Source organism: Bifidobacterium simiiventris (genome assembly GCF_019331715.1).
Classification (GTDB): domain Bacteria; phylum Actinomycetota; class Actinomycetes; order Actinomycetales; family Bifidobacteriaceae; genus Bifidobacterium; species Bifidobacterium simiiventris.
Genome location: NZ_JAHBBG010000007.1, coordinates 48,893 through 66,157, shown reverse-complemented (window position 1 = coordinate 66,157; position 17,265 = coordinate 48,893). Strand labels below are relative to the sequence as shown.

Here is a 17,265-nt window from a genome sequence, read left to right as displayed (position 1 = left end):
GGTCACACCGTGTAGCGCACGTCGCTGAACGTGATCTCGCCCCGGCCGTGCGCGTAGACGCCGAGCAGGATGCCGGTGAAGCCGCCGGCGTTTACGAAGCTCAACACCTTGCCGGGGATGCGGCCGAGCGGCTGCTCCTCGCCGGTGAACGTGTTCTTCACGGCGAACGCGTAGCCGCGGTCGTCGCCGCGCACGATCAGACGCAGCGTCGCGTCGGCGGATTCGTTGACCGAGCCAACGACCGAGACGAGGCCGGCGTTGTGCGCGACCGCTTCGACGCGCAGCAGATCCTCGTCGTCGGCAGCGTGCACGGTGATCGTCAGATAGTGGTTCGCGTTCGCGTACACGGCCACGCCGGTCTCGCCGTCGGTCAGTTCGCGGGCGTCGGACAGCGTCGCGCCGAATTCGAACCGGAAATCGGTCTGCCGCGTGCCAACCATCGTCGGACCGTCGTCCAGCGAGAAGTCCTGTTCGGCCGCGTGGATGTCGACCGTCACGCCGTTCGAATCGCACAGCGAACCGTCCTCGCGCGGCACCGGACCGGCGGTCATGCGCTTGTCGCCGCCGCCGACCGTGAACCGTCCGGTCTTGTCGATCGCCGGCGTGATCCACTCGACGTCCCTTTCGAGCGATTCGCCGCAGCCGTTGAGCTCGCAGTCGTACGATTGGTCGGCGAGCTTCGGCCAATCGTTTTCCCACTCGAACCATACGGCGTACGGCTCGCGGCCGACCCAGCCCTGCGCCGGGTACTCGTCGTTGTTGCGCGTGCCGTGGAACACCATGAGCGTGCGGTCGTCGCCGAAATGCGCGCAGTCGCAGTGGCCGATGGCCTGCAGCGTCAGGTGCGTGGAACGGTTGGTGATCAGCGGGTTGCCCGGGTACATCTCGTACGGGCCGGTCGGGCTGGTCGAACGCGCGATGTTCTCCATGTGGCCGGATTCGGTGCCGCCTTCGGCCCACATGAGGTAGTAGAAGCCGCCGCGCTTGTACATGTGCGGGCCTTCCGGATTCGAGCCGGTGATGCCGCCGCAGATGCGCTGGCGCTTGGTGAGCACGGTGCCGGTGTTGACGTCGATCTTCGACAGGTAGATGCCGGCCGGCTCGCGCTCGCCGTTCTCGTCGGGCTCGCCGCCCTCGTTGCCGCAGATGTATGCGGTGCCGTCGTCGTCGAAGAACAGGCTCGGGTCGATGCCCGGCCATCCCTCGACCCAGATCGGCTCGGACCAGCCGGCGTGCGGATCGGCAGAAGTGAGGATCATGTTGCCCTTGTTCACGTTGGTGACGATGAGGTAGTACTCGCCGTCGTGGTAACGCAGGGTGGGCGCGTAGATGCCCTGGCTGTTGCCCATCGATTCGTACGGGAACTGGCCGGGACGGTTCATCGCGTCGCCGATCTTGCGCCAGTGCATGCCGTCCTCGGATTCGAAGACAGGCAGGCCGGGGAAGAACTCGAACGAGCTGTTGACCATCAGATACGTGCCCTGCGGGGTCTCGCAGATGGTCGGGTCGGGGTGGAATCCGGACGCGATGCGACGCGCCGGCTTGCAGTTGAACAGAGTCATGGAAAACGTCCTTGTTGCGAGGTGACAGGTATCGATGACAGGTAACGATGACGGTACGAAATGCGGCGCGAATCGAACACAACGATTCGCGCCGCGAAATCAGGTCAATGCCGTCTTAGCCGGGGATGCCGGGCTGATCAGGCGTTGACGTGCAGCGGGTCGGAACCCGGGCGCACGAGCACCGGCAGGGTGTGGTAGTCGTACTGCTCGGTGTACCACTTGCCCGGTTCGTAGGTCTTGCCGGTCAGCAGGTTGGCCCACGCCTCGCCCGCGTGGTCGCCGCCGGCGTCCGGCACGTAGAAGCGCGCGGTGCCGTCCTCGGAGAACACCGGGGCCACGAGCAGGTCGTCGCCCAGCATGTACTGGGTGTCGATGTCCTCGCAGGCCGGGTCGGTCGGGAACTCGAGCACCATCGCACGCATCATCGGCACGCCGGTCTCGTGGGTCTCCTTGGCCATCGCCTCAAGGTACGGCTTGAGCTGCAGCTTGAGCTCGGTGAACTCGCGCGACACCTCGACCGCCTCGTCGCCGTACAGCCACGGCACCTTGTACTCGGTGGAGCCGTGGTAGCGGGAGTGGGAGGAGAGCAGACCGAACTGGGTCCAGCGCTTGAACAGGTCGGGGGTCGGCTTGTCCTCGAAGCCGGCGATGTCGTGGCTCCAGTAGCCGAAGCCGGACATGCCGAAGCTCAGGCCCGCGCGCAGCGACTCGGCCATCGACGGGTAGTTGGACGAGCAGTCGCCGCCCCAGTGCACCGGGAACTGCTGGCCGCCGACGGTTGCGGAACGGGCGAACAGGATCGCCTGGTCGGCGCCCTTGGTCTCGACGAGCACGTCGTAGACGGCCTTGTTGTACAGGTAGGTGTAGTAGTTGTGCATCAGCTCCGGATCGGAACCGTCGTAGTACTGGACGCCCTCGGTCGGGATGCGCTCGCCGAAGTCGGTCTTGAAGCAGTCGACGCCCTGCGCGACGAGGTGCTTGAGCTTGTCCTGGTACCACTTGGTGGCCTCGGGGTTGGTGAAGTCGACGATCGCCATGCCGGCCTGCCACTTGTCCCACTGCCAGACCTCGCCGTCAGTGGTCTTGATGAAGTAGCCCTTCTTGGCGCCCTCCTCGAACAGCGGGGACTTCTGGCCGATGTAGCTGTTGATCCACACGCACACCTTCAGGCCGCGGTCGTGCAGCTTCTTGAGCAGGCCTTCCGGATCGGGGAACTTGGTCTCGTCCCACTCGAAGTTGCACCACTCGAGTTCCTTCATCCAACGGCAGTCGAAGTGGAAGACGGACAGCGGGATGTTGCGCTCGGCCATGCCGTCGACGAACTCCATCACGGTCTTCTCGTCGTAGTCGGTGGTGAACGAGGTGGACAGCCACAGGCCGTAGCTCCAGTCCGGCACCAGCGGCGGCTTGCCGGTCAGGTCGGTGTAGGTGTTGAGGATGCCCTTCAGGTCCTTGCCGCCGATGACCGAGTAGCTCATCTCCTCGCCCGGCACGGAGAACTGCACGCGGGAGACCTTCTCGGAGCCGACCTCGAAGCTGACCTTGCCCGGGTTGTCGACGTACAGGCCGTAGCCCTTGTTGGACAGGTAGAACGGGATGTTCTTGTACGCCTGCTCGGTGCCGGTGCCGCCGTCCTCGTTCCAGATGTCGACGGTCTGGCCGTTCTTGACGAAGTTGGTGAAGCGCTCGCCGAGGCCGTAGATCTTCTCGCTCACGCCGAGGTCGAGCTGCTCGGAGACGTGCAGACGGCCTTCCGGATCGGTGACGAGGCCCTTGGCACGCCAGCCGGAGTGGGCGATGGTCTTGCCGTCGTAGACGTACTTGAAGTCGATGGTCTCGCCCTTGGAGATCTCCAGCGTGAGCTTGCCGGAGGTGAAGGACCACTTGTCGTCCGTCTCGTCGATGGTGACGGCCGGATCGGACTCGTTGAGCGCGAACTTCGGGCAGTGGCTGCGGTCCTTCTTGAAGTTGATCAGGCGCGTGGTGATGATGTCTTCGCGCGGGGAGGTGACCTCGATGGTCAGGATGCCGCCGTCGAGCGTCTGGCCGGGGTGGTGGATCGGCACGCCGAACGGGCAGAACAGGGTGAGCTTCTTCGGCTCGACGTTCGTGGTGTACACGTTGGCCGCGTACTTGACGTCGAAGCCGTCCTTGACGAGCCAGCCGCCGTTGAGGAACTTCATTGTTGCTTCTCCTTCGTTGCGAGATTGCCGACGGCCCTTCCGTGGGCTGCCGGCCTTGCTTGTTTTATCTTATTTATAAGTCTATAAATAACAAGACGCGACACGCCGCGGTTGCGGATTTCGCATGACGCTCAGAGGAATTTTTCCTCATGTGTCCAGATCGGCGGACTCATCCGTCCACGTTGCCGATGATGCTGGATCCGATCCGAGCGGTGTGAATCATCTGGCTTATAGACGATTCACACCGCTTCAAGCACGAGAGGCCTCTCTACGGGTCTCAGTCGAGATGACCGGTCAGACGGATGTCGTCGACGGACTCGCCGACGTAGACCGACGCGGCCGGGGCCACGGCGAACGCGCCGGGACCGTACGCGCCCTTGCCTTCGGCTCCGACGGCCCAGTAACGCAGCGCCTCGGCGGCCGGCAGCGCGATCTCGACCTGACGGCTCTCGCCCGCGGCCAGCGCCACCTTCTCGAATCCACGCAGCTCTTTGACCGGGCGGTCCTCGCCGGTGCCCTCAAGGCCGAAGTACACCTGCGGCACGGCCTTGCCGGCCCGCTCCCCCGTGTTCGTCACGGTGAACGCGATCCGCACCTCGTCGTCCACGCGGCGCACGTCGAGGTCCGAGTACGCGAACGTCGTGTAGCTCAGGCCGTGGCCGAAGCAGAAGCGCACCGGCACGTGGCGCGTCTCGAAGTAGCGGTAGCCGACGTAGATGTCCTCGTCGTAGCGCACATGCAGGCCGGGGCCGAACGTGCCGACCGAGTGCGCCGGCGAATCGGCCAGAGCGATCGGGAACGTCTCCGGCAGGTGGCCGCTCGGGTTGACGCGGCCGAGCAGCGTCTCGGCGAGCGCGGTGCCGGATTCGCAGCCGTTGTACCAGTTCCACACGATCGCGCGGGCGCGGTCGGCCCACGGCATCGCGATCGGCGAGCCGGCGACGAACACGAGCACGGTATCCGGCGCGGCGTCAAGCAGCGCTTCAATCAGCTCATCCTGACCGTACGGCAGTTCGATGTTCTCGCGGTCGCGGCCCTCGAGATCATGCTCGTGGTCGAGTCCGCCGACGAAGATCACCGGATCGCCAGCCGCCGCGTACTCGCGGGCCTTCGCCACGGCCTCGTCGCGCAGCGCGGCCGCGCGTTCGGCGTCGGATTCGGCCGAACCGACCGAGTTCTCAAGGCTCTCCTCCTGCCACGAATCGTCCTGCACGACCTGCTTGGCGTCGTAGCCGAGCGCGTATTCGATCTCGACGTTGCCGCCGAGCTGGCCGTTCAGGCCAAGCAGCGGCGTGATTTCGTGCAGCGCCTTGATGACCGCGCTGCCGCCGCCGTTGGAGTGGATGCGGTCGGCGTTCGCGCCGACGACCAGCACGCGGCGCAGCGAGCCTTCGTCCAGCGGCAGCACCGGACGGCCGGACGCGCCGTTCTCGTTCTTGAGCAGCACGATCGACTCGCGCGCCACGTCGAGCGCCTTGGCGGCGTGCGCGAGCGTCGCGTAGGAGCCGGCCTTGCGTGCGGGCTTCGTGCCGTCGGCGGCCGGCAGCATGTGAAGCGCGTCCATCACGGCGAGCACGCGCAGCACCTTCTTGTCCACGTCCTTCTCGCTCACCTTGCCATCGGCGATCGCGCGGCGCAGCGGGTTCGCGAAATAGTATTCGTCGAAGTTCGGCGTAACCGACATCTCGATATCGAGACCGACCTTCGCGCTTTCGACCGTGCGCTTGACTGCACTCCAGTCGGACACCACGAACCCGTCGAAGCCCCACTCGTCGCGCAGGATCTCGTCGAGCAGTTCCGCCGATTCGCAGCACTGCGTGCCGTTGACGAGGTTGTACGCGCCCATGATCGACAGCACACCGGCCTTCTTGACGGCCTTCTCGAACGCGGGCAGGTAGATCTCGCGCAGCGCGCGTTCGCTGATCGTCTCGTCGACCTCGAGACGGTCGGTCTCCTGGCTGTTGGCCGCGTAGTGCTTGGCGCAGGCGGCCACGTCGGACTCCTGCACGCCGCGGATGTACTGTTCGCCCTGCTCGCCGGCGAGGTACGGATCCTCGCTCATGTATTCGAAGTTGCGGCCGCACAGCGGGCTGCGCTTGATGTTGAGCGACGGTCCGAGGATCACGTCCTTGCCGCGGCCGCGGGCCTCCTCGCCGAGCACTTCGCCGACAGTGCGGGCGAGCGCGCGGTTCCACGTGGAGGCGACGGCGGAGCCGGACGGCAGGTAGGTCACGCGGTCGCGCGTGTTCCACAGCGGGGCCCAGTTGTCGTTGTGCAGCTCCTCGCGCGGGCCCATCGGGCCGTCGTCCATGTGGAAGTACGGGATGCCGAGGCGCGGCGCCGCACCGCTTTTGAACAGTCCGGCGGCGTGGACGATGTCGACCTTCTCGTCGAGCGTGAGCTTGGCGAGAAGGTCGCGGGCCTTGGCCTTGTTGGTTTCGGTGATGGTGGTCATAATGGTTCCTTCTTCTGTGGTGCTTCCGTACGAAGCTGGACGTTGCCGAGCGTTGCGGCGTGCCGGCAAGACACCGGCACGATCCGGCAATACGGACTACTTGATGACGATCCTGAAGCCGACCGGCACGTTCTCCTCGATGCCGGGTCGTGCGGCCGGGGTGATGACCAGGCCGTCGTTCGTGCGTTCGAACGGCACGTCGCCCGCGCCGAGCTGCTCGACGTGGTCGATGATGCCGTGGAACGGCGCGCGGATGCCGTCGTGGTACGCGGCGAACGTGGTGCTGGTGAGCGTGGACTGGCCGGCCGGGTTGAGGCAGAACGCGTACACGTCGCCGTCCTTGGCCGTGAACCGCCAGTCGGACGCCGTGTATTCGAGCTTGTTCTGGTCGGCGAACGAGCCTTCCGCGGCGTGCGTCGTGCCCTCTTCGGCGAACCGCCACGGGCGCGTGCCGTAGATGCCCTCGCCGTTGGCCTGCATCCACCTGCCGATGTTCTCGAGCAGCTCGCGGTCGTGCGGCGCGATCGAACCGTCGGCGCGCGGGCCGACGTTGAGCAGCAGGTTGCCGTTCTTGCTCACCGCGTCCACAAGCGTGACGATCAGTTCGGCGAGGCTCTTGTAGTCGAGCGAGTTCGTGTAGCACCACGAGTTGCGCGCGATGGCCGTATCGGTCTGCCACACGTACGGCGTCGCGGTCGACAGTCCGCCGCGTTCCACGTCGAACAGGCCGGCGCCCCACGCCATGCCGTCGTCCTTGTAGCAGATGATGACCGGCACGCCCCACTCGACGCCGCGGTTGTAGTAGAACGCAGCCAGCTTCTTGACGTACGGCTTGAACGCGTTGTGCTGGATCCACCAGTCGAAGTACAGCATCTCCGGACGGTAGTTGTCGATCAGCTCGCACACACGCAGCAGCCAGTCGTCGAGGTACTCCTCGGTCGGCTTCGGCACGGAGAACAGGTCCTGGTTGTCGGGTTCGGGCGTGGCCGGCCAGTAGAAGTCGCCGCGCTTGAGCGGCTCCTTGACGTCGGAGTCGAACTCCTTGCCGTGGCCCATGAACCACCAGTGCTCGGCGCGGTGGTTGGACGTGGCGAAGTGCATGCCGTGGCCCAGCGTGGCCTCGCGCAGCTCGCTGATGATGTCGCGATGCGGGCCCATGTCGACCGCGTTCCAGCGCGAGATCTCGCTCTTGTACATCTGGAAGCCGTCGTGGTGTTCGGATACCGGGAAGTAGTACTTCGCGCCGGCCGCCTGGAACAGGTCGAGCCATTCGTTCGCGTCGAACTTCTCGGCGGTGAACATCGGGATGAAGTCCTTGTAGCCGAACTCGTTCTGCGGGCCGTAGGTCTCGCGGTGATGCTCGTACTCGGGGTAGCCCTGGATGTACATGTTGCGCGAATACCACTCGTTGCGGTATTCGGGCACGGTGTACAGGCCCCAATGGGTGAAGATGCCGAATTTCGCGTCGGGGAACCAGCCCGGCACCTGTACCTGCGACAGCGACTCCCAGGTGTCGGTGTACGGGCCCTGAGCGACGACGGCGTCGATGGTGTTCAGATCGATCATGCGTAATGCTCCTGTTGGATGGATGGTATGTGGATTGCCGTGTGGTTTGCGTGTGATCGGACGGGTCAGTCGTCGAACGTGGTGCGGTTCCAGTCGAAGCCGACGGCCTGGCACCATGCGCGGGCGATGATCATCGCGCCGCGTTCGTACGGATGCACGCGGTCCTGGCTGGCGAGGCAGCCGTGCAGCTGGGTGAGCCAGTGGTCGACGGCGGCCTGCGTGTCCACGAAGATCGCGTCGTGGCGTTCCGCGACGCGCTTCGACGCGGCCGCGAACTCCTCGATCTTGGCGCGCATCTGGTCGTGCGGGTTCGGCTCGAACATGAACGGCCGCATCACGATGATGCCCTTGAGGTTCGGCGCCTCGCGGCGGGTACGCTCGAGCAGCTCGTCGTAGATGCGCTCGTACTCCTCGACCGTGTTGAGCCGCGCCTGCCACAGCGGGCCGTCGTAATAGCGCCACGCGTCGTTCACGCCGATCATCACGGAGACGTAGTCGGGGTTCATGCCGATCACGTCATTGTCCCAGCGGGCGGCGAGGTCGACGATGTCGTTGCCGTTGACGCCTTGGTTGATCGTGCACAGCGCGCGGTCGGGGTAGACCGCGGTGAGCAGGTTGTGCAGGGTGTTGACGTAGCCGTGGCCGTAGCCCCAGCCGCCGGGGATGGCGGTGCGGTCGCGGTCCGCGTCGGTGATGGAGTCGCCTGCGAAGACAATGCGGGCGTGCTTGGGGAAAATCAGCATGATGTGATGTGACCTTTGCGTGAGATTGGCCGTTGCGCATGGTCGCGGAAGACTTGCAGACGCGCGGCCGGACGGCGGTTCGATGCAGCCGGATACAAAAAGGGCACCGGGATTCGGTTGCCGGATCCGGTGCCCTGATGGTTGCGGACGGCGATGGGCACCGTCCGCAACCTATTGAGTTATCGATGGCGAATCACTTGGATTCCCGACCGCCGAATCACTTGGAGTCGGAGGAGGAGTCCTTGTTCTCGGCCTTGTAAGCCTTGACGGCGGCCTTGCGGGCGGCGTCCTGGTCCTTGGCGTTCTTCATGTCCACCTCGAGGACCTGGTCGATGCCGAGGCCCTTGACGGTCTCACGCATCTGATCCATGATCTTCTCGGCCTCGGCCTCGGAGGAGGCGAAGGAGGCCTTCCAGGAGGCGTTCACGATCTCGGTCTTGACGGAGCCGCGCAGGGTGGTGATCTGGGAGTTCTCGTCCGGGGTCATGTAGGCGGAGCCCGGGGCGACGTCGATCATCTTGTTGGCCTCGAGGTACTCCATGGTGGTGCTGTAACCGCCCATGTGCTCGGACCAATCCTTGTTCAGCGCGTTGTTGTTGGCCTTCTCGAGCTCGCTCGGCCACATCGAGGCGTTGTACGGGTAGCCGGTGTCCGGATCGTTGTCGTTCACGTTCACGGTCGGGAAGTTGAGGGCGGAGATGCCGTCGGAGTAGGAGCCGCCGCCGTATTCCTCAGGAACGTTCTCGCTAGCACCGGACAGCACGCTGGAGCCGAAGTCGGTCAGGACAGGCTTGCCGTCCTCGATGTTCCAGTTCAGACCCTTCGGGCCGGCAGCGCCACCGGTCTGGGCGCCGGAGTCGTACACGCCTTCCGGAGAGTACAGCCAGTTGATGAACTTGACCAGACGCTGCTTGTTCTTGGCCTGGGAGCCGATGCCGATGAAGGTCTTGCCGCCGGTCGGGGTGGCGCCGTAGGAGAAGATCTTCTGGTCCTTGAGCGGGGCGATCATGAAGCCCTTGCCCGCGGCCTTGTTCTCGTTGGTGTTGTAGGCGGCCTGACCGAGCCACGGCCAGAAGGAGAAGAGCACCTTGCCTTCCTTGTACTTGGAGTTCATGGTGTCGTAGTTCTGGGTGGTGGACTCAGGATCGACGATGCCGGCGCGGTAGGCAGCGTTGAAGAACTTGATGGTGCGGTCGTAGATGCCGTCCTTGTCGGTGATGGACTGATAGTCGGAACCATCGGCCTTCGCCAGGACGAAGCCCATCTCGTCGTAGCCGTAGAAGCAGGTCGGCTGCTTGGCGTTGTTCATCATGTTGCCATCCCAGTCCTTGAACAGGGACATGGCGTAGATGTCGTTGCGGCCTTCGGTCTCACGGGCCTTGTCCTGCATCTTCTTGAGCACCGGGATCAGGTCCTCGAGGGTGTCGATCTCCGGGTAGCCGATCGCCTTGTAGTAATCCCAGCGGATGTACGGGCCGAAGGTCGGCTCGAGGCCTTCGGAGGCCTCGGTCGGAGCCTTGTCGGAGACGGAGCCCGGAAGGCCCCACACGCCGGAATCCTGGCCGATGACCTTGTTCATGGCGTCGATGGCGGCCTGGTGGCCCTTGATGTAGTCCATGCCATCGAGGTACGGGGTCATGTCGGCGAGCAGCTTGGCCTTGACCATCTTGGAGCCGTAGCCACCGTCGTAGCCGTAGATGATGATGTCGCCAAGGTTGCCCGAGGCGGAACGGGTGTCGAACAGGGTGGAACCGCCACCGGCCACGTTCGGCGCGATGATGTTCAGCTTGATGTTGAACTTGTCCTTGATGATCTTGGCGAACCAGCCCTTCTGCTCGCCCTGGTAGTTGGCGAGGCCGTCGAAGACGTCGACGGTCATCAGCGAGCCGTCGTCCTCCTCGGATGCGGTCTTGTCGCCGCCGCATGCCGCGAGCGACACCATCATCGCAGCGGCAAGGCCAGTGGCCAGCACCGCTTGGATCTTCTTCTTGATTTCCATGACGGAAACCTCCTTGTTCCTTTTCCTTGATTTCCTGGGATGGGGAAAAACTTTGTGTGGTTGGCGGCCGGCTTCCGGCATTGGAAGCCGGCCGGGGTTCAGTTGTGGGGATTTTAGCCTTTAACCGCGCCCAGCATCATGCCCTTGACGAAGAAGCGCTGGAAGAACGGGTAGACGAACAGGATCGGGAGCACGACGATCACGGAGACGGTCATGCGGATCGAGGTCGGGGTCTGCTGGGTGGCGAGTGCCGCCACGTTCATCGCGGTGCCCGCGCTTGCCTTCACGGAGGCGGCCAGCGCGTTGGCCTGGTTGATGTAGGTGTACAGCAGGTACTGCAGCGACCACAGCTTCGAGTCGGTCATGTAGATCAGCGTGTCCTGGAAGGAGTTCCACTGGCCGACCGCGGAGAAGATGCCGACGGTCGCGAGGATCGGGGACATCATCGGCAGCACGATCTTCCAGAAGACCGTCAGCGTGCCGGCGCCGTCCATCTCGGCGGCCTCCTGCAGCGAGTGCGGGATCGACTCGACGAAGGTCTTGACGAGGATGATGTTGAACGGCTGGACGATGGCGGGCAGCACGTAGACCCAGAAGTTGTTGGTCAGGTGCAGGTTCTTCATCGTGATGAACATCGGGATCAGGCCGGCGTTGAAGTACATCGTGATGACGATGAAGCGGTACCAGAACTTACGCGCCCACATCTTCTCCTGCGTGAACATGAAGCCCAGGAACGCGGAGGCGATGACGGTGAGCACGGTGCCGATCACGGTACGGGCCACGGAGATGAACGCCGCGGTGCTCAGGCCGGAGAGCGCGAAGACCGCCTTGTAGTTCTCCCAGTGGATGCCCTGCGGGATCCAGTTGACCTCGCCGGCCGCGGAGGCCGAGTTGTTCGAGATCGAGTTGATGATCAGGTAGTAGAACGGGTAGACGCAGATGAATGCGAATACGATGAAGAAGATGATGTTGAAGACGTTGTAGATTTCCTCGCCGCGGGTACGACGCTGGGCGGGGGCCACGCCCTGCTTGATTTTCTTAGCCATGATGCTTCCTTACATTCCTCGACACGAATCAGACGATCGACACGCCACGGGTGCGCTTGGACAGCCAGTTGACCAGGATCAGCAGGCCGACGCTGACCAACGACTTGAGCATGGAGATGGCGGTTGCCAGCGACAGCGAGCTGTTGCCCATACCCACGTTGTAGACGTAGAGGTCGAGGACCTGAATGTGCTGCATGTTGAACGCGTTCTGGAAGACGTAGTACTGATCCATGCCGTTGTTCAGGAAGTTGGAGATCGAGAGCATGAGCAGGACGAAGTAGGTCGGCAGCAGCTGCGGGATGGTGACGTGCCAGATCTGCTGGAGACGGTTGGCGCCATCCACCTGGGCGGCTTCGTACAGCTCGGGGTCGATGCCCGCGATGCCGGCGAGGTACATGATGGAGCCCCAGCCGAGGCCCTTCCAGATGCCCCACAGCAGCATCTTAAGCCAGGTGTGGGAATCGGAATCGAGGAACTTGATCGGCTCGGAGATCAGTCCAAGGTTGTCAAGCAGGGTGTTGAACATACCGGTGGTGGAGAACATCGCGAAGGCCACGGCGTAGACCAGAACCCAGGAGATGAAGTTCGGCAGGGTGGTGAGCGTCTGGATGAGATTCTTGAACCACTTCGCACGGATCTCGTTCAGGGCGATGGCGAAGACCAGCGGGAAGAACGAGGTGAGGATGTTCAGGCCGGACATCGCGAAGGTGTTGATGAGCACCTGGCCGATGGTGCGCAGCTGAGCCGGGTTCTGCACGAGCATCTTGAACCACTGCAGTCCGACGAACTCGCTCTCCTCGAGCGGGATCGGCGGCTGGTAGTCGAAGAACGCGTACACCCAGCCAAACAGCGGCAGGTAGCAGAACAGGACGGCCATGATCAGGAACGGGACGATCATCAGCCACAGCTTGATGCCGTGCTGCTTGTTCGTTTCGATCTTGGACTTGTTGGCCTTGCGCCCCGCGCCGCGCTTGGCGACACCGGAGGCGGCAGTCGAGCCATTGCCCACTGCCATGCTTCCGCTCTCCTCTTGCGATTGCATCATTCCTCCTTTGGTTTCGCTGATGCATCGGTTCCTGCTGCGAACTCGCGACTTCAATCGTCGCCCCCATCCGCAGAGCTCTTATTTATTAACTTATAAATAAGATTATATGCGTCTTCGATTCTTTGTCAAATCGTTGAAGAAACATGCCGTGTATACTTGGAATTCCAAGGAAACGCGAAAGTTGGAGTCCTATGAGTTTCTTCAATCCGGACAATAAATTCTGGCAGTTCATCGCGCTGTGTCTGCGATATGTCATCCTCAACCTGCTCTTCATCGTCACCATCATTCCGATCGTGACGATCGGCCCCGCGCGAGCCGCACTATATAGTACGGTGTTCGCGTACGGCGAGAACGAGGACATCAATTTAGGCCGTGAATATCTCAAACGACTCAAGCGCGAGTTCCTGCCCGCACTCGGCTCATCGGTGATCTTCCTGATCCTGCTCGCGTTCGCCACGTTCGCGTTCGTTTTCTGGAACGCGCTCGACACCGACCTCGCATATCTGACCATGCCGGTGCTCATCATCGTCGCGGTGGTGACTCTGCTGACGTTCGAATACTATTCGCCGCTGCAGGCGCGGTATGCGAACTCGTTCACGGCGACCCTGAAGAACGCGTTCATGATGCCGTGGGCGGCTTTCAAGTACACGCTGGGGCTGCTCGCCATCGACGTGGCGGGTGCCGCGCTGTTCGTGTTCACCGGATGGTTCCGCATCGCGTTTATCGTGCTCGGCTTCTCGTGGCTGGCCTACGCGAAGTCGCTGATCTTCCTGCGCGCGTTCGACAACGTCAGCGGGGATCCGACCAAGCCGCGCGAGGCCCCCGACTACTCGATGCCGTCCGCCTCGATTCAGTAGGGCAGACGGGGATCCGGCCGAGCCGACCTGTGCGTGGCTCGCTGGGCGTACGTCCAGCGAGAGATTTTTCTGCCACTCGTCGGCTAAGGACGGCCATAAGTGGGTAAATCCGGACGTTGGGAACCTCGAAAACTCATAAGTGGGTATTTCGGTACTACGTGGCCCTGTTCTGGGCCCCGTTATGGTACCGAAATACCCACTTATGGTTTTTCGTGTCCAGATTTACCCACTTTTCGTCGTTTATTCGACCAACAGACCGGAGACGGCGGATCCTACGGGCACGATCAGGGTCAGTTCGTCGGCTCCTGCCGGCAATGGGAAAGAATCGTCTTCGGCAGGATCGATGATCGACTCGGCCGTTTGCACCCGTATCCCGTTGATGCCGATTCCGGACAGACGCAGCTTCGCACCAGGCGCAAACGGCTCGAATCCGGCGAATCGAGCCGACGCGACGGATTGCGACGGCAACGCGTCGGTCTTCTTCCCGGCCAGGCCGATGGGCCCGACGACGCCCGTTGCGGAAACGGCATCGTCCGCGTGTGCAGGTGCCGCGCAGTCCGCGGCGTCAGTCCTGGCTGAAGCCTTCGCGAGGATCTCCACCAATTCGTCGGGTGTAATCTCGCCCCGAGCGCGCCGGGCCTGCGGCGCTTCATGCGGCACCAGCGCGCAGGCTTCGCTCCGACGTTGGCCGGGCAGCGGTTCGGCGGCGATCAGATCGGCGTTGGCGGATTCGTCCCAGTGGTCGACGGGAATCCACCGGCCGCGGGGACGGGCCACCGGCCGCTCGCCTTTGACCTGCACCGACACCGTCGTTCGGATATCGGCGCTCGACGCGCCGGCCTCGATCGCGTATGTGCCGTCCGGCACACGGAAACCGCCCTTGCGCACGTCGAAGATGCGAAGTTCCTCGCGCGGAATGTCGAACTCGACCGTGCGACATTCCCCGGGCTGCACGTCGCGCATGCGACGGAACGCCACCAGTCTGCGGTTCGGCATTGGCATCGCACTTGCCATGCGTTCACTTGGATGCCTTACATAAAGCTGCACGACTTCGTCGGACGGGGTATTGCCAACGTTGGTGATGCATACGCTCGCATGCAAGGCAGCGGTCTCACCGCCGTCGCCATCCACGATCGTGGTCACATGCAGGTCCGAGTACTCGAACGGCGCATACGTCAGGCCGTGTCCGAACGGATACAGCACGTCACCGTCATGCCACTGATAGGTGCGTTTCGTAGCAATGATGTCATAGTCATTCTTGTCGGGCAATGCGACGCGTTCGCCATACCAGGTCTGCGGCAAACGGCCCGCCGGCGTGGCCGCACCGAACAGCACGCGGGCGATCGCCTCGCCCATCGACTGGCCGCCCGACGCCGACCATACGATCGCCGGCGCGTGCTTCTGCTCCCAGTCGATGTCGTACGGGTAGTTGCTCACGAGCACCATCGCCGTGCGGGGATTGGCTTGCAGCAACGTTTGCATCAGCGCGCGCTGTGCCGGCGGGAACGCGGTGGACGGACGATCGGCGTCCTCCTTGCCGTTGATGACCGAGCAGCAGCCGACCGCGGCGATCACCACTCGGCTACGACCGGCGAACGCTGCGGCCCGTTCCAGGCCACGCTCGACGATATCCATCGAGAACGGCTTGATACCGCCGTTTTCCGGCGTCTCGGTATTGACCGTCACGTCATTACTGCCAGCCGCACGCTGCCCGTTGTCAACAGAGCGCAGCGACGCTGCGGAATCCTCCGTCTCCTGCCCGCCGATTGCGACCGTTTGCGGCACGCCGATGCGTTGGGCGCTCAGATCGGTTTCCTTCACCGCGTGAATACGGCCGTTGTCATCCGCTTGCAGCGGCACGTCGCTCCACGTGGTCAGACGGCCGTCCGCAGTCAGACGGAACACTTCCTTGACGAACCAGCCGAATGGAATACGTTTGCCGGCGTGAATCGTGCCGTCGTCCTCCGCGGTCAGATACAGCCCGTTGGATTCGGCCCGGAACGTCAGCGAGCCGTCGCCCCAATCCTGGAACCGGAACTGTTCCGCCTTCTCACGGTCGTCGGTGGCGTACAGCACGCCGTCATCGCCGAGCGCCGCATACCGGCCGTCGAACCGCAGCAGCACCACGTCAAGCGCGTCGTCGGCCGCGATCACGGTTCCGGCCGGCAACGTGCGCCGCACGCCGTCCAGCACGGTCGAACGGAACGGCGGCTCGCCGCCGTACCAATCCTGGAACCACTGGTCAGCCAGCGGCCCGATCACCGCGACATCGACCTCATCCTCCCGATCAAACGTAGCTTCACCGTCATTTCGACCGGGCGCAGTGAGCGGAGCAATCTTTTCCTCAACTCGCCCCGCATCATCCGGCTCACGCCCAACTGCAAACGGCAGCAGTCCGTCGTTCTTGAGCAGCACCACGGACTCCTCCGCCACGCGCAGCGCGATCGCGCGATGCTCCGGCGAATCAATGTCCGCCTCGCTCACCGCATCGAACGGATTGACCGGCGCACTGCCATCGTGTGCAGGTCGGTCGTACAGTCCGAGCCGGATCTTGGTCGTGAACGATCGCCGCAGCGCACGGTCGACGTCCGTCTCGTCGATCAGGCCACGCTCCCACGCATTGCATACGGCCGTATGCACCATATTCATGTCGTCGGTCATGCAGTCCACCCCGGCCTTGATCGACCGGGCCACCGTCTCGGCATGCGAATCGGTGTCGTGCCTGGCGTCATGCACGAGTGAGACCGCGCCGCCGTCGCTGACAACGTGCCCATTGAGACCGTATTCGCCGTGCAGCAGCTCTTCGACGCGCGGATCGTGCATCTGCACAGTGCCGTTCACCGCGTTGTAGGCGGTCATCACCGAGGTCGCGCCGGCTTGTTCGATGCAGCGGCGGAACGGCTCATAGTAGTACTCGTGCCGGTTGCGGGCATCGACGACGGAGTTCGTAATGCAGCGGCCGTCCTCCACGTTGTTGTCGAAGAAGTGCTTGAGCGCGGCGGAGATACGCAGATAATCGCGCGTCTCCTCAGGGCCGCCGCCCTGCATGCCGCGAACGTATGCACCGGCCATCTCGCCGGTGAGCACCGGATCCTCGCCGTACCCCTCTTCGTTGCGACCCCAGCGCGGATCGCGTTCGAGGTCGACGGTCGGCGCCCAGCGGAACAAGCCGCCTTCCGGATGCCGATGCCACAGCACGCGTGCCTCCGTACCGACCGCAGCGCCTGCCTCCTTGAGCAGTTTCGTGTCCCATGTGGAGGCCATGCCGATCGGCTGAGGCAGCGACGTGGTGACTTCGGGCGCGGTGGGATGGGCGCCTTGATCGTGCCGCGCCTCGATGCCGTGTGCGGCCTCGCTGCCGATATAGCAGCGCGTGATGCCCAATCGCGGCAGATCCGGCGTGCTGGTGGCGAGGAACCCGAGCTTCTCCTCGATGGTCATGGCGCTCAACAGCCAGTCCACACGCCGTTCGATGGGCAGCGTCGCATCCCATAACGGAGTGTCGTAGACGGACGGATTCCCAGCGGTCGCACCGCCGCCCATAGTCTGTGATACGGCTCGGGTCTCGGTCTGCGGTCGACGATCATTGGCGTGCTGCTGCGGTTCGTGATCAGACATGGCGACTTCCTCGTTGCGGTCTTGCAGATACTGTTTTCGGCGATCGCATGCTGGCCGGACGACCGTCGTCAGTCGCGCGGACTGTGCGCGCAATCGCATATCGTCATTCAGCATAATCATGCGCAACGACTTATCTATAACCTTATAAATAAGCCGTTGTGAACGCTCTCACGGCCCGACATGCAGCACAC

Annotated in this window: 10 protein-coding genes; 1 reads left to right on the top strand and 9 read right to left on the bottom strand. The window is 63.4% G+C overall.

Annotated features, from left to right (window positions below; genetic code table 11):
• Window positions 1-2: 2 nt before the first annotated feature.
• The 8 genes from KIH76_RS07845 to KIH76_RS07810 all read right to left on the bottom strand — a co-directional run bounded on the left by KIH76_RS07845 (window position 3) and on the right by KIH76_RS07810 (window position 12,569).
• Window positions 3-1,562 carry a glycoside hydrolase family 43 protein gene (locus tag KIH76_RS07845; protein ID WP_219070160.1) on the bottom strand — a complete coding sequence of 520 codons (1,560 nt, stop codon included), beginning with the start codon at window positions 1,560-1,562 and terminating at the stop codon, window positions 3-5.
• 137 nt (window positions 1,563-1,699) lie between these two features.
• On the bottom strand, window positions 1,700-3,745 hold the full coding sequence (gene yicI, locus KIH76_RS07840; RefSeq protein ID WP_219070158.1) for an alpha-xylosidase: 2,046 nt from the start codon (window positions 3,743-3,745) through the stop codon (window positions 1,700-1,702).
• Between the two features lie 277 nt (window positions 3,746-4,022).
• Window positions 4,023-6,200 carry a beta-glucosidase gene (locus KIH76_RS07835; protein ID WP_219070156.1) on the bottom strand — a complete coding sequence of 726 codons (2,178 nt, stop codon included), beginning with the start codon at window positions 6,198-6,200 and terminating at the stop codon, window positions 4,023-4,025.
• Window positions 6,201-6,296: 96 nt separating this feature from the next.
• Complete coding sequence (locus KIH76_RS07830) at window positions 6,297-7,766, bottom strand: alpha-L-fucosidase (RefSeq protein WP_219070154.1); 1,470 nt, start codon at window positions 7,764-7,766, stop codon at window positions 6,297-6,299.
• Between the two features lie 65 nt (window positions 7,767-7,831).
• Window positions 7,832-8,509 (bottom strand): SGNH/GDSL hydrolase family protein, encoded by a 678-nt coding sequence (locus tag KIH76_RS07825; RefSeq protein WP_219070151.1) that lies wholly within the window; start codon window positions 8,507-8,509, stop codon window positions 7,832-7,834.
• A gap of 217 nt (window positions 8,510-8,726) precedes the next feature.
• Window positions 8,727-10,508, bottom strand: coding sequence for an ABC transporter substrate-binding protein (locus tag KIH76_RS07820; protein WP_219070149.1), 1,782 nt, complete (start codon window positions 10,506-10,508; stop codon window positions 8,727-8,729).
• A 113-nt stretch (window positions 10,509-10,621) separates the two neighbouring features.
• Window positions 10,622-11,554 (bottom strand): carbohydrate ABC transporter permease, encoded by a 933-nt coding sequence (locus tag KIH76_RS07815; RefSeq protein WP_219070147.1) that lies wholly within the window; start codon window positions 11,552-11,554, stop codon window positions 10,622-10,624.
• A gap of 28 nt (window positions 11,555-11,582) precedes the next feature.
• Window positions 11,583-12,569: an ABC transporter permease gene (locus tag KIH76_RS07810; protein ID WP_236036908.1), complete on the bottom strand. Its 987-nt coding sequence runs from the start codon at window positions 12,567-12,569 to the stop codon at window positions 11,583-11,585.
• Window positions 12,570-12,790: 221 nt separating this feature from the next.
• On the opposite strand from KIH76_RS07810, the gene KIH76_RS07805 reads away from it, so the two are divergent.
• On the top strand, window positions 12,791-13,456 hold the full coding sequence (locus tag KIH76_RS07805) for a YesL family protein (RefSeq protein ID WP_219070143.1): 666 nt from the start codon (window positions 12,791-12,793) through the stop codon (window positions 13,454-13,456).
• A 240-nt stretch (window positions 13,457-13,696) separates the two neighbouring features.
• Here the strand turns inward: KIH76_RS07805 and KIH76_RS07800 are convergent, their stop codons facing one another.
• Window positions 13,697-17,074 (bottom strand): glycoside hydrolase family 3 C-terminal domain-containing protein, encoded by a 3,378-nt coding sequence (locus tag KIH76_RS07800; RefSeq protein WP_219070141.1) that lies wholly within the window; start codon window positions 17,072-17,074, stop codon window positions 13,697-13,699.
• Window positions 17,075-17,265: the final 191 nt, after the last annotated feature.

Excerpts from the sequence above, each read along its gene's own strand:
- KIH76_RS07845 (WP_219070160.1), bottom strand. The coding sequence starts at position 1,562 with ATGACTCTGTTCAACTGCAAGCCGGCGCGTCGCATCGCGTCCGGATTC.
- KIH76_RS07825 (WP_219070151.1), bottom strand. The coding sequence starts at position 8,509 with ATGCTGATTTTCCCCAAGCACGCCCGCATTGTCTTCGCAGGCGACTCC.
- KIH76_RS07805 (WP_219070143.1), top strand. The coding sequence starts at position 12,791 with ATGAGTTTCTTCAATCCGGACAATAAATTCTGGCAGTTCATCGCGCTG.
- KIH76_RS07800 (WP_219070141.1), bottom strand. The coding sequence starts at position 17,074 with ATGTCTGATCACGAACCGCAGCAGCACGCCAATGATCGTCGACCGCAG.
- KIH76_RS07820 (WP_219070149.1), bottom strand. The coding sequence starts at position 10,508 with ATGGAAATCAAGAAGAAGATCCAAGCGGTGCTGGCCACTGGCCTTGCC.
- KIH76_RS07835 (WP_219070156.1), bottom strand. The coding sequence starts at position 6,200 with ATGACCACCATCACCGAAACCAACAAGGCCAAGGCCCGCGACCTTCTC.
- yicI (WP_219070158.1), bottom strand. The coding sequence starts at position 3,745 with ATGAAGTTCCTCAACGGCGGCTGGCTCGTCAAGGACGGCTTCGACGTC.
- KIH76_RS07830 (WP_219070154.1), bottom strand. The coding sequence starts at position 7,766 with ATGATCGATCTGAACACCATCGACGCCGTCGTCGCTCAGGGCCCGTAC.
- KIH76_RS07815 (WP_219070147.1), bottom strand. The coding sequence starts at position 11,554 with ATGGCTAAGAAAATCAAGCAGGGCGTGGCCCCCGCCCAGCGTCGTACC.
- KIH76_RS07810 (WP_236036908.1), bottom strand. The coding sequence starts at position 12,569 with ATGGCAGTGGGCAATGGCTCGACTGCCGCCTCCGGTGTCGCCAAGCGC.